The organism is Kitasatospora sp. NPDC002040 (assembly GCF_040296785.1).
Taxonomy (GTDB): Bacteria; Actinomycetota; Actinomycetes; order Streptomycetales; family Streptomycetaceae; genus Kitasatospora.
Window position 1 is genome coordinate 481,015 of the sequence record NZ_JBEOXV010000002.1, and the last position, 11,747, is coordinate 492,761.

The 11,747-nt window shown below is 72.3% G+C and carries 12 protein-coding genes; 3 read left to right on the plus strand and 9 right to left on the minus strand.

The genetic code is table 11. The annotated features are described in order from the left end of the window. Window positions 1-727 precede the first annotated feature (727 nt). Window positions 728-1,909, minus strand: coding sequence for a serine hydrolase domain-containing protein (locus ABT118_RS07485; protein WP_502884494.1), 1,182 nt, complete (start codon window positions 1,907-1,909; stop codon window positions 728-730). Between the two features lie 339 nt (window positions 1,910-2,248). Between ABT118_RS07485 and ABT118_RS07490 the strand changes: the two genes are divergently transcribed. Both ABT118_RS07490 and infA read left to right on the plus strand, forming a co-directional pair. After that, window positions 2,249-3,031, plus strand: a complete 783-nt coding sequence (locus ABT118_RS07490) for a GNAT family N-acetyltransferase (protein WP_350645652.1) — start codon at window positions 2,249-2,251, stop codon at window positions 3,029-3,031. Window positions 3,032-3,104: 73 nt separating this feature from the next. Next, the gene (infA, locus tag ABT118_RS07495) at window positions 3,105-3,332 is read left to right on the plus strand and encodes a translation initiation factor IF-1 (RefSeq protein ID WP_350645654.1); all 228 of its coding nucleotides are present in this window, start codon (window positions 3,105-3,107) and stop codon (window positions 3,330-3,332) included. Window positions 3,333-3,363: 31 nt separating this feature from the next. Here infA and ABT118_RS07500 read toward each other — a convergent pair whose 3' ends face one another. Further along, entirely contained in the window at window positions 3,364-4,023 is a 660-nt protein-coding gene (locus tag ABT118_RS07500; protein ID WP_350645656.1) for a winged helix-turn-helix transcriptional regulator, read from the minus strand. Window positions 4,024-4,212: 189 nt separating this feature from the next. On the opposite strand from ABT118_RS07500, the gene ABT118_RS07505 reads away from it, so the two are divergent. Further along, a complete protein-coding gene (locus ABT118_RS07505; RefSeq protein ID WP_350645657.1) occupies window positions 4,213-5,535 on the plus strand; it encodes an ABC1 kinase family protein in 1,323 nt (440 codons plus the stop codon). A 17-nt stretch (window positions 5,536-5,552) separates the two neighbouring features. On the opposite strand, the gene ABT118_RS07510 is transcribed toward ABT118_RS07505, so the two are convergent. From ABT118_RS07510 to ABT118_RS07540, 7 genes are all read right to left on the minus strand, one after another. Beyond that, entirely contained in the window at window positions 5,553-6,002 is a 450-nt protein-coding gene (locus tag ABT118_RS07510; protein ID WP_350645658.1) for an SRPBCC family protein, read from the minus strand. Then, window positions 5,999-7,294, minus strand: coding sequence for a Dyp-type peroxidase (locus ABT118_RS07515; protein WP_350645659.1), 1,296 nt, complete (start codon window positions 7,292-7,294; stop codon window positions 5,999-6,001). The genes ABT118_RS07510 and ABT118_RS07515 overlap by 4 nt, the downstream gene beginning before the upstream one ends. Then, a complete protein-coding gene (locus ABT118_RS07520) occupies window positions 7,287-7,802 on the minus strand; it encodes a hypothetical protein (protein WP_350645660.1) in 516 nt (171 codons plus the stop codon). Before ABT118_RS07520 ends, ABT118_RS07515 begins: the two co-directional genes overlap by 8 nt. Then, window positions 7,769-8,656, minus strand: coding sequence for a hypothetical protein (locus tag ABT118_RS07525; RefSeq protein WP_350645661.1), 888 nt, complete (start codon window positions 8,654-8,656; stop codon window positions 7,769-7,771). The genes ABT118_RS07520 and ABT118_RS07525 overlap by 34 nt, the downstream gene beginning before the upstream one ends. A gap of 153 nt (window positions 8,657-8,809) precedes the next feature. Next, on the minus strand, window positions 8,810-9,574 hold the full coding sequence (locus tag ABT118_RS07530) for a bestrophin-like domain (RefSeq protein ID WP_350645663.1): 765 nt from the start codon (window positions 9,572-9,574) through the stop codon (window positions 8,810-8,812). 35 nt (window positions 9,575-9,609) lie between these two features. Beyond that, on the minus strand, window positions 9,610-10,308 hold the full coding sequence (locus ABT118_RS07535; protein ID WP_350645664.1) for an alpha/beta hydrolase: 699 nt from the start codon (window positions 10,306-10,308) through the stop codon (window positions 9,610-9,612). A gap of 64 nt (window positions 10,309-10,372) precedes the next feature. Next, the gene (locus tag ABT118_RS07540; protein ID WP_350645666.1) at window positions 10,373-11,731 is read right to left on the minus strand and encodes a M1 family metallopeptidase; all 1,359 of its coding nucleotides are present in this window, start codon (window positions 11,729-11,731) and stop codon (window positions 10,373-10,375) included. Window positions 11,732-11,747: the final 16 nt, after the last annotated feature.

Sequence of the window (11,747 nt, forward strand, 5' to 3'; positions counted from 1 at the left end):
GCGTGGGCGAGGGAACGGCGGTGTGGTCATGGCCGGGGCTGATCTGCCATGCCGGGGTCTTCGTCGCGCTGCGGGTGGCGGTCGAACGGGCCGTGGCGGGCGAGTCGGTGGTGGTCGCCTCTGGTTCGGCGGTGAGCGTCGGCGATGGGCTCGGCGTAGGGGAGGGTGACGGTGAGAGCGTCGGGGACGGGGTGGCCGACGGGGTCGGCTCGGCGGAGGCCGGGTTTCCCTGGGTAGCGGCGGGCACGGCCACGCGGTCGGCGTCACCACCGACGAGCGCCCAACCCACAGCAGACGCCGCGACGAGCACGGTGCCCAGCAGAGCAAGGCCGAGCCACCTCTTCCGCACTGTCCGGGATATGCCTGCCGGCTCATCCGGCTGGTCGACAGAGTCGGCCACCAAGACCACTCCTTCTCACGCTTCGCCACGCCGTTTCGACAACGGATGTCCCGCAGCATAGCGATCATGCAGCGACAGGCCCGCTCCGGGACGGCCGCACGGCCTGCAGACCATCCACCACCGGCTCCGCACCAGCAGCAACCGTCCCGAAGCGCCTGTCCCCCGAACGCTGTTGGCGCCCCCACCTGTGGCGGTCCCAGCACACCCTCCGCACCCCGGCCCACCCCGGACCGTCGCCACAGACCGCCCGATGCAACCCCCGCTGCCCGTCGAGTTCGCACACCACCGCGAACCGTCACCACGAGCAATCCCTGAGCACCGACGTCCTCAGCCGTCGGCCAGGAGCGCGCAGACGAAGTCCTCCTCGACCGAGCGCAGGTGTGCCAGCAGGTCCGGGTTGCTCCTCTGGTTCACCTGTTCGGTGACGGAGAGGGTGAGACTGCGGCGGCCGTCCGGGGTGGCCGCGCCGAGCTGGGTGTAGCCCGCGGTGTTGCCCGTGTGCCCGTACACCACACCGCATCGGGTGGTGTACTCGAAGATCGCCAGGCCGGCCCGGTTGGTTCCCGGGCCGGCCGGCTCGGAGGCGCCCGTGACGAAGGCCCGCTGCTGCTGCCGGGTCGCGTCGCTGATCAGCGGACCGCCCGCGTAGCCGGCCATGAACGCGCTGAAGTCCTTCGGGGTGGACACCAGGCCGCCCGACGCCCAGGACCCCGAGGCGCCGAACAGCGTGCTGACGTCCTCCGTCGGGCTGCCCGGTTCGACGTCGTAGCCGTGCAGGTAGGGCTCGGGCAGCTGGTAGCCGGACGGGAGGCTGGTCTGCGTCAGTCCGAGCGGCTGGTAGACCTGCGAGGCGAGCAGGTCCTCGTAGCGCTGTCCAGTCGCGGCCTCGGCCAGCAGGGCGACGGCGATGTTGTCGGAGTTGGAGTACTGGTAGCGGGAACCGGGGGCGAACTCCAGGTCCCGGTCGGCGACGAAGTCCAGCAGGTGCCGGGAGTCGAACACGTGGTGGGGGTCGGCACGGAGCAGCGAGACGAAGTCCGGTGCGGCACTGTAGTCCGGCAACCCGCTGGTGTGCTGCAGCAGTTGACGCATCGTCACCGCGCCCCAGGCGGCCGGCAGCGCGGGCAGGCGGTCGGCGAGAGTGTCGTCCAGGCCCAGCAGTCCGCAGTCGACCAGGCGGAGCGCGACCGCGCCGCTGAACGCCTTCGCGGTACTGGCGAGGCGCATGTGGTCGGTGGGGCGGAGCGGACGGTCGGTGCCGAGTTCGGCCACCCCGGCCCGGTACACCCGGAGGTGTTCGCCGTCGCGGAGCACCGCGATGGCGCCGGGCGGTCCGTCCGGGCGGTCGACCAGTTCCTGCAGCCGGGCCCGGAGCGCTGCTCCGCCGGGCCCGCCGGGCCCCGCCAGGGCGGGCCCGGCGGGCACCAGCGCCAGCGAAGCGGTGAGCAGGGCGGTGACCGCACGCCCGTGACGGCGGGTCAGCGTCGAACGGCGGGAGCGGAGTGACACGGCGGGGCCTCCAGACGGCGACTCGGCGGCGGGGACGGCCGCCGCTCCAGCAGCAAGGCATCACCCGTCGACGGCCCGGAGAAACGGCCGGACGTCCACCGTGACCCGGCTGGCCGAGCGGCCACCGCCCCGGCGTGCGCGCGGACCGGCGACAAAAAGGGGTTGGGCGACGGGCGGCCCGGCTGATACCGTCCGGTCGACCGTGAAACCACGCCTTGGAGGTGAGACCCGTGAACGCAGTACTGCATGGGTGCTCCCCCAGTCCTTCACGGTTGGGCGGTTGACGTAGGTGTCGCCGGGAGTGCCTGAACACCAAGCACTCCTGAAGGGCAGACACCTATGAACACCACACATTCCCACCCGGTCACCGTCACGCGGGTCGCCGACGATCGCTGGCAGGCTGCCGAGGCGGACGACCAGGTGGTCGGCTACGGCGAGGCGTGGAGCAGGCCCGACGGGCGGACGTTCCTCGGGATCGAGTCCTGGCACGGCGACGCCTTCGATCAGCTGCTCCAGGCGATGCCACCGGCGTTGCCGAGGCCGCTGTACACGGTGGTCGACGCGGCCGACCCCGAGCTCACGGCCGGCTGGCAGCGGGCGGGCTTCACCGCCGAACGCACCGAACACCACTACCTCGTGCCCACCGACCCGGGCGTCACGGGCCTCGGCTCCGTACGACCGCCGTCGGGGGTGACGGTCCTGGCCGCCGGTGCGGCGGAGGAGGAACCTCTGCGTGCGCTGGACCACGCGATCCGGGCCGAGGTCGAGGCCTCCGTCGGATGGCGGACCATGCCGGCCGAGATGGTCGCACGTCCCGACGGGCGCACGCCGCTCGACCTGTCGAAGTACGTGGTGGCCGTGGTGGACGGCGAGTACGTGGGGCTGCTCCGCCTGGCACCGGTCCCCCGCCAGCCCCGGATCGGCTTGATCGCCGTCCGGGCCGGGCAGCACCGGCGCGGGATCGCGCGGGCGCTGCTGGCCCAGGCCCTGGGTGCGCTGCACCGGGCCGGGGTGGCGGCAGCCTCGGCCGAGGTCGACGAATCCAACCGGGCGGCCGTGGCGCTGTTCGAGGGGATCGGCGCCCGGCGCATGGGCAGCAGCCTGGAACTGGTGCTCCGCTGACTCGGCCGACCCGGCGCTCCACCGTCCCGAACCGGGACCGACAACTGCACAGCCACCGACGCGAGGAGAGAAAATGAAGACAACGACAGCAGGGGGCATCGAGACCGACGGGACCGTCGTCGAGTGCCTCCGCAACGCCAACTTCCGGGTGGAGTTGGAGAACGGGCACAAGGTGCTCGCGCACATCAGTGGCAAGATCCGGAGGCACCACATCAAGATCCTGCCGTTCGACCGGGTGCTCGTTGAGCTCAGCCCGTACGACCTGACCCGTGGTCGGATCCTGTTCCGCTACCGGTCCTAGGGGCTGAACGAGGCGGTGGCGCCGGGGCGGTTCACGGCAGCAGTCCCAGCAGGCGGCTGCACCGCACGACGGCGTCCGGGTCGCCGTCCAGGACGAGCCGGCCTGCTGTCACCGCCTCGAAGGGGGTGATCAGGGCGGCGCCGATCCGGACGAAGGTGTGGGCGTCGGAGGTGGCGACCATGGCGGGCCGGTCGGCCGGGCCCTTGCGGGCTGTCGGCCGGCCGGCCTCGACGGCGATGTGGAAGTGCAGGCCGTCGATCCTGAACTCGTACTCCTCGTCGGCGTCGGGCACCGGGTTGCCCCGCACCATCGTCTGGACCGCCAGGAAGCCCCAGTGGGCGCGGGCCTGCCGGTTCTCGTCGCCGTCGAGCAACGCCATTCCCCAGTGGCCGAGTTGGAGCACGGGTTCGCGCAGCTGCTCGCCGAGTTCGGTGAGCCGGTAGGAGCGGGCGCGGCCGTCCTGTGCGGTGGCGGCCGCGGTGGCGACGCCCTCGATGACGCCGTGTTCGGCCAGCGAGCGGAGGCGCTCGGTGAGCAGGTTCGGGCCGATGCCGTCGAGGTTGGCCAGCAGTTCGCTGAAGCGCTGCGGGCCGAGCAGCAGCTCGCGCACCACCAGCAGCGTCCACCGCTCGCCCAGGACGTCCAGGGCCGAGGCGATGCCGCAGAGTTGGCCGTACGTACGCCGACCCATCCCCCCACCTCCCACCGAACCGAACCGAACCGAGCCGCACCAGTTCCCAGAAACCCTACCGGCGCAGCACCGGTACCGGCCGGACGGGGTCTTGTGAACCGCTCCGGCGGTGTAGTAGTCATGACAAACAGGTCAGTTGATCGAGCATCCGAGCACCGCCCCCGAAGTGGAACGAGGCGACGGAACGTCATGACGGCCCCCTCCGCACCCATCGGCTCGCAGCAGCTCGCCCGGCGGGCCGGGCAGATCGTCCTGGTCCTGGGCCGCCATCTGGTCCGCGCCGGTGCCGCTACCGCCGTCCGGCAGGTGACCCCGCGTCGGCTGCGGCGCGGCCATGCCCATGCGGTGCCCGCCCTGCTGGCCGAGCTCGGCCCGTTCTTCGTCAAGGGCGGCCAACTCCTCAGCACCCGAAGGGATCTGCTGCCGCCCGCGCTCTGCCGTGCGCTGGGCGGGCTCACCGACCGGGTCCCGGCGCCCGGGCGGGAGGAGATCAGGGCGATCGTCGAGTCGGTCCACGGCCCGGAGCACGACTGGCCGTTCACCTCGGTGGACTGGGCGCCGGTGGCCGCCGGGAGCATCGCCACCGTGCACCGCGCGGTGCTGCGCGACGGCCGGACGGTCGCGCTCAAGATCCGCCGGCCCGGTATCGCCGCGACCATGGCGACGGATCTGCGGCTGGCCACCGCCGTTGCCCGCTGCGCCCGTTGGGTGCCCTCGCTCCGCCGGGTCCCGGCGGAGGAGATGGTGGGCCAGGTCGGGGGCGCGATCCTGCGCCAGCTCGACTTCGCGCTGGAGCGCCGATCGCTGCACGTGCTGCGGAAGAACCTGGCCGATCTGCCCGGTCTCCGACTCCCGCTGCCGGACGACGCGCTGTCGACGGACGAGACGGTGGTGATGGAGTTCATGACCGACCTCGGACGCTTCCGCCCCGACGCGCTCGACCCGGAGGCCCGCCGGGAGGTGGTGCGCACCGTGCTGCAGGCCGTCTACCGGATGCTCTTCCTGGACGGCACGGTCCACTGCGACCTCCACCCCGGGAACCTCTACCTGACCGGCCAGGGCGAGGTGGTGATCCTCGACGGCGGCTTCGTGGTCCAACTCCCGGATCATGTCCGGCGGTTGTTCGGTGAGTTCTTCCTCAACATGGCGTTGGGGCGCGGCCGGCGCTGCGCCGACATCACGATCGAGAGCGCCGCCGTGGTCGATCCGGACTGCGATGTGGCGGGATTCCGCGATCGGGTCGAGAAGCTGGTCGCCGAGGCGACCCTGGCCGTCTCCAAGGACTTCAACCTGGCCGAGTTCGCACCGAAGCTGTTCCAGGCCCAGCGGGACTTCGGGGTCTACGCCGCAGCGGAGTTCGCCTTCCCGCTGCTCTCCCTGCTGGTGCTGGAGGGGATGGTGAAGGAGTTCGACTCCGACGTCGACTTCCAGAGCGAGGCGATCCCGGTGCTCTTCGAGGCGGCAAGCAGCACCCCGGCCTCCCTGCCCGGCAGCACCACCTGGCCGGCCTGAAGGCGCGGGCCGTACGGCTACACCGCAGCAGCGAGCCTGGGCAGGAAGTACGCCCACCCCTCCCGGTGACCCTCGACGGACTCCGCCTCCGCCGTCGGCCGGGCACCGTCCCGGGGCCCGTGCACCAGGTCAAGCCGGGCGCCGTCCGCCGTGCCGGTGGCCCGGACCGTCACCGACCAGTCGCCCACCTGCTCGGGCTGGTGCGCCCAGTCCCAGCTGAACACCAGCAGCTCACCGGGGCGGTAGTCGAGCACCCGACCGTCCATCGTCTGTTCCAGGAAGGGGAAGTGCACGGCGTACCGGCCCAGGGGGTCCAGCCCGACGGTGAGTTCACCGCCCCACCAGCTCTTCAGCAGGACGGGATCGGTGAAGGCGGCCAGCGCGTCCTGGGCGCTCCGCCCCGGCAGCCGGACCACCGCTCGTACGGTTGTCCCGTCAGCCGCCACGGTGACCTGGTCCTGGGTCATGTCTCCTCCTGTGCGAGCAACTCCCCCAGCACCTCGTCCAGTTGCGGCTGGTCCCGGGGAACGTAGTAGTAGCAGCCGGTCAGCGGCTCGACCAGCCCGGACTCGGGCGCGAGCAACGGGTCCGGGGCGCCATTGAACTGGGACATCAGCCATTCATTGTGGATGAACTCGAAGCCGCTGTGCTGGATTTCGGCCTGATAGGCCATGAACAGCAGCCCGCACTCGGTGCCGTCCGGGCCCTCCCCGACGTACGGGTAGCTGCGGCGCAGGATCCGGGCGTCGGGCACCCGGACGGCGTGGCCGAAGTTGGTGGTGCCCTGCCCGCGCGGGTTCGCCTGGCGTACGTGCGACTGCGGGATCGCGCGGGCGCCCTGGCGCTCGTCCGGCTCGGCGGGCAGCGGACGGCGGGTCAGGGCGTCGACGACCAGGCCGGAGGCGGGGCAGCGGCCGACCACCTCGACCGGGGTCAGGCTCCGGGCCGGGACGCCCCGGGACGCGGGCAGCTCCAGCGGCTCCGCCGCGGTGAGCCGTTCGGGGAAGGTGCGGTAGCGGCGGAACACCAGGTAGCTGCCTGCCGAATCGCCGCCACCGCCTCCGTACAGGTCGCGGTCGAGGACCAGGTCGGCGTACCGCTCGGGGTCGTGCTCGCGCAGGTACTGGAGGTTGCTGGTGCCGTCCTCGAAGCCGAACGGGTCCCGCCCTCCGGCCAGCAGCCCGCCCCGGTGCACGGCCCGCACGGCCAGGCCGCCGGCCGCCTCCACCTCGCGCAACACCTCTTGCACGGTGTCGAGTTGGTCCTGTCGGTCGGCCTCGGCCACCAGCACCAGGTCGGTCTCGTGGGCGATGTACTGGCTCTCGGTCCGGAACGCCGGGTACTCGTCGTCCCGCTTGGCGTCCATCATCCGCAGCGAGGACGGGCGGCGGACCCGGTGCCCCCAGCGCGCGGAGTGCTCCTCGTCGTCGCGCAGCACCGTCCAGGGGCCGCCGAACAGGCGGGCGGAGAACCCGACCAGCACGGTCGGCGCCACCACCGGGGCGCCCGCCGCCACCCGGGCGAAGCCGGGCCGGGCACCGGCCGCGCCCAGCGCCCGGGTCAGGGCGGTGAGCGTCCGGAGGCAGTCCTCCACCCGGTCCGCCGTCAGATCGGCCTGCACGACCAGTGTCCGGCCCGGCTGCTCGCTGTCGATCCCGAGCCAGCGGCCACCGGTGGCCTGCGCCTCACCACCGGCCGACGGCCGGGCACCCCGAAAGGGCACCCGGCTGTCGAGCGGAGCGTCGGAACGGTCAGGCATACGGGTACTTGAACGAGCGCGCGGTGATCCCGAGCACCACCGGGTCGGAGAGCGACATCACGGCGAACGCCACCCGCTGGGTCAGCTCGGACTTGGTGACCGGTGCGGTCACCTCGATCGTGGCGGTGGCCGTGCGGGAGCCGGCCGGACCGAGTTCGAGCGGTTTGTCGGTGTTGGCGAAGGTCCGGTCGGCGTGGTCGCCGATCAGCATCCACCGGCCGGAGAAGCGGGCTCCGGTCTGGTTGGTGACCTGGTAGGCGGCGTGCAGCACACCCGCCGCGTCGACCTTGGAGCTGAGCGGACGGATCGTCATGCCGTGGTAGTCGTACAGCGACATGGTGTTCTGCTCGATGGTGAGCAGCGAGGTCTCGGGGTGCGCCTCGTCGTAGAAGGTGACCGGCGCGGACAGGTGCATCGGGGTCGAGTACGGCGGCCAGGTGAGGGTGTCCGAGGGCAGCCGCATCGGGTCGCGGGTCAGCCCGGCGAGTCCGAGGTCGAGCATCTCCATCCGGCAGTAGATCGAGTTGAGTCCGGTGGCGGGTAGAAGTCCCGGCCGCGGCCCTGCATCGACAGGGTGGAGCGGCTGCCGGTGTTGTAGGTGAAGCGGAGCAGGCCGAGCATCGCCTCGTAGCCGTAGTAGCGGGCGTGCCGCCAGTGGATCGCGCGCTGGTCCGGGGCGAGCGGGATCACGTTGCCCATGATGGCGGCCCTGACCCGCAGGCTGGTCCGGTAGCCGTCACCCGCCAGCGACTCCACCACGGCCCGGCGCTCGGCGGACAGGTGCTCCGTCATCGGGGCCATCAGCGCCCGGAGTTCGGTGGGCGATCCGGAGGCCTTGCAGGCCCCGCCACCTGCGGCGTCGGTGAGCAGCTGGCCCGGCGGCAGCCCCTTGGCGTCGTAGCCGACCGCGGCCTCGGGGCCGCCCACCGTCCGGTCGGTGTTCGAGCCGACCAGTGCGGCGGCGGCGCTGCGGGCCGGGGCGGTCGCGCGGGCCCGGACCACCTCGCCGGCTCCGGGCTTGAGCAGGATGGCGCCGGTGTACCGGTCCTCCCGGATCTCCGCCCGACCCGAGGTGAGCTCGATCTTCAGTCCGTCCCGGAGGCGGAGCGGGCTGCCGCTGGTCGGCATGCCGGCCACCAGGTGCGCGGACCGGGCGGCCAGCACGTAGTGGCCGTCGATGTAGTCGACCACGTCCAGGGCGATCTGCGGCTCACCGCTGGCGGCTGCCGCCACGGCCGAGTCGGGGACGAGCTGGCTGCCGGACACGGCGGCGGCCGTGGCTCCCATGATCTTGAGGAACCCGCGCCGACTGGCGGGTGAGGTCTCCTCGGCCTGCTCCGTCTCGCTCTTCTTTTCGTCCAACTCCGGTCTCCTCACAGGCAGATGACATCTGATCACGCAGAGGATCGCGCCGTGCGGAGTACACGATTGACGATGTCCAGCCATGAGGTCAAGACTTCGCGGGGGAAGTCACTATAGATTTTTGAATCGATCTCGGGCCCGGCCGACGGGCCGTCAGTAGCCGGCGCTCCGGATCGCCGAGATCCGCACCAGCGCCTCGTCGAACGCCGCCGGCTCCACCCGGATGCCCGATCCGTACGGGTGGTCGATCTGGAGCACCAGCCAGATCGAGAAGGCGAGCACCCCGCCGACCACGCCGATGGCGATGATGCCCCGCCTGCCCCGGGGCCAGCCGAGCAGCACCAGGAAGAGCACCGAGAGCACGGCCGCACCCGCCAGCGTGACCAGCAGGAAGGTCGGGGCGCCGTCGTTCGCCGCGGCCATCCGGATCCGGCGCTGCGTCAGCAGCCCGACCATCGCGTCATGGGCGTCGTCGGACGCCCGCACCGGCACGTCGACCGGCAGGTTCTGGATGATCTGCCGCATGTGGTAGGCCGGGGCGAACGTCGCCGGATCGATCCGCTCGGCCGCCATCTGCGGCCACTCCACCTCGATCACCTGGTGCAGGTACTCCTCGGTGTGGCCCCGGAGCTGGTGCCTGGCCGGCTCCGGCAGCTGCTGCGCGGCCAGGTAGAGGTCGACGGCCGCGGCCGCCTCGGCATAGTTGTTCTGCCGGGCGGTGGTCAGCGCACCGGTGGAGTTGACCAGCAGGAACGCCATGGTGACGACGAAGAAGGACAGCACGGCCCCCGCCGCGGTGCCGACGGCGGGCCCGGTGTCGGGCAGGGTGTGCCGGTGCAGCAGCACATGGCTGAGCCAGGCCAGCAGCGCGGCGGCGGCCGCTGCGGCGAGCGGGATGAAGAGTCCTGACAGTCCCATCGGCGTCCCGGCCGGCTCCCTCGCCCGCCGGGCCGTCAGGCGCCGGTGACAGCGGCGGCGGCCCGGTCGATCAGGTCGGCCACCGCTCCCGCCTGCGAGGCGAGCGAGGCGTGGCCGGCCCGCAGCTCGACCGTTTCGCGGGTGTTCATCCGCGCGGCCATCCGGCGCTGGTTGTCCGGGTGGATCATGTGGTCCTCGGTGGAGACCTGGTACCAGCTGGGCTTGGCCCGCCAGGCCGGGGCGGTGATGCTGTCGCCGAAGGTGGAGGCCAGCGGCGCCTTCTGGGTGACCGCCATCACCAGGGCCTCGTCGGGCGCCAGGTCCTGGCAGAAGCTCTCGTGGAACTTCTCCGGCCTGATCCAGAGGTAGCCGTCGGAGTCCGGGGTCAGGTTCGCCAGCGCGGCGGGCGGCACCTCCTGGCTGAGCTGCCCGGGGCTCTCGCCCGCGTCGGGGGCGAACGCCGCGACGTAGACCAGGCCGACCACGTTCGGCAGGTCGCCCGCCTCGGTGATCACCGCGCCGCCGTACGAGTGGCCCACCAGCAGCACCGGGCCCGCCACCTGACGGACCATCCGGCGGGTCCGCTCGGCGTCGTCCGCGAGTGAGGTGAGCGGGTTCTCCACCGCGCGCAGGCCGGCGTGGCCGCGCCGGTCGAGTTCGCCGATCGCCTTGGCCCAGTGGGCGGCGCCGCCCCAGAAGCCGTGGACCAGGACGATGGTGGGCCTGTCGCTCATGCCGCTGCCTCCGGAGACCTGGCGAGGCGTCAGGCCCCGCAACCGTGAGCGACGATACCCACACCTACCGTGACACGCCCGCCGTCGGCAGCGGCGGCAGCAACGGGTCGTCCAGCCAGTCGTGGAACAGGCCGTCCAGCGGCGCGGCCGCGTAGCGGTCGGCGTGCGCGGTGAAGTCGGCGGTGGCGACGACGCCGTGACGGTTCCGCACCGCCCAGTCCTTCACCATCCGGAAGAAGGCCTCCTCGCCGAGCGCGCAGCGCAGCGCGTGCACCGTCAGCCCGCCGCGCTGGTACAGCCGGTCGTCGAACATCAGCTTCTTCCCCGGGTCGCCCAGCCGCAGGTCCTGCGGCAGCCCGGCCAGCAGGGCGTGCGCGGTGGCGGCGTGCGCGGCGGCGGTGCGGCCGCCCGCGTACTCGGCCCAGAGCCACTCGGCGTACTTGGCGAAGCCCTCGTTCAGCCAGATGTGCCGCCAGTCGGCGATCGAGACGCTGTTGCCGAACCACTGGTGCGCCAGCTCGTGCGCGACCAGCCGCTCCGAGGTCCGGCTGCCGTCCAGGTGGTTGGTGCCGAAGGTGGCCAGGCCCTGCGCCTCGACCGGCACGTCGAGCTCCTCGTCGGCGACCACCACGGCGTACTCGCCGAAGGGGTAGGGGCCGAACAGGTCCTCGAAGTGGTGCATCATCCGGGCCTGCCGGGCGAAGTCGGTGGTGAACTCCGGCAGCAGCCGGGCCGGCAGGTAGGCGGTCTGCGGCACCGTCCGGTTCGGCGAAGGCGTGGTCGAGCCCTCGATCAGCCGGACCGTCGCGTACTGGCCGATCGAGACCGTCACCAGGTAGCTCGAGGTGGGCGCGGGCTGCTCGTACACCCAGGTGGTGCTGGAGGAGCGGGTGGTGCGGCTGAGCAGCCGGCCGCCGGCGATCACCGTGTACGGGGTCGGGGTGGTGACCGAGATCTGGTACGAGGCCTTGTCCGCCGGGCGGTCGTTGCACGGGTACCAGGACGGGGCGCCGACGGGCTGACTGGCCACCAGGGCACCGTCCGTCAGCTCCTCCCAGCCCAGTCCGCCCCACTGGCTGCGGACCGGCTTCGGGTTGCCGGTGTAGTGCACCTCGACGGTGAACGCGGCCCCGGCGGCGAGCGCCTTGGCCGGGCGGATCCGGAGCTTGCCGGCCCGGTGGGTGTAGTGCGCGGCCCTGCCGTCCACCAGGACCCGGCCGATCCGGAACTCGGCCAGGTCGAGCGCGAACTCGGCCAGCGCCGCGGCGCCGGCCACCGCGCTGAGCCGGGCCGAGCCGCCGAGCCGGTTCGGCCCGGGCCGGTAGTCCAGCACCAGCTCGTAGCGGTGCACCCGGTAGCGGGCGTCCCCGTGGGTCGGGAAGTAGGGGTCGACGCCGGTGGGCGCCACCTGCTTGGGACTCACGGGTTCGTACTCCTGC

What these genes read in the sequence shown, in the direction of transcription:
- ABT118_RS07490 (WP_350645652.1), top strand. Translation starts at nt 2,249, where the DNA reads ATGAACACCACACATTCCCACCCGGTCACCGTCACGCGGGTCGCCGAC.
- infA (WP_350645654.1), top strand. Translation starts at nt 3,105, where the DNA reads ATGAAGACAACGACAGCAGGGGGCATCGAGACCGACGGGACCGTCGTC.
- ABT118_RS07500 (WP_350645656.1), bottom strand. Translation starts at nt 4,023, where the DNA reads ATGGGTCGGCGTACGTACGGCCAACTCTGCGGCATCGCCTCGGCCCTG.
- ABT118_RS07505 (WP_350645657.1), top strand. Translation starts at nt 4,213, where the DNA reads ATGACGGCCCCCTCCGCACCCATCGGCTCGCAGCAGCTCGCCCGGCGG.
- ABT118_RS07510 (WP_350645658.1), bottom strand. Translation starts at nt 6,002, where the DNA reads ATGACCCAGGACCAGGTCACCGTGGCGGCTGACGGGACAACCGTACGA.
- ABT118_RS07515 (WP_350645659.1), bottom strand. Translation starts at nt 7,294, where the DNA reads ATGCCTGACCGTTCCGACGCTCCGCTCGACAGCCGGGTGCCCTTTCGG.
- ABT118_RS07520 (WP_350645660.1), bottom strand. Translation starts at nt 7,802, where the DNA reads ATGGAGATGCTCGACCTCGGACTCGCCGGGCTGACCCGCGACCCGATG.
- ABT118_RS07530 (WP_350645663.1), bottom strand. Translation starts at nt 9,574, where the DNA reads ATGGGACTGTCAGGACTCTTCATCCCGCTCGCCGCAGCGGCCGCCGCC.
- ABT118_RS07535 (WP_350645664.1), bottom strand. Translation starts at nt 10,308, where the DNA reads ATGAGCGACAGGCCCACCATCGTCCTGGTCCACGGCTTCTGGGGCGGC.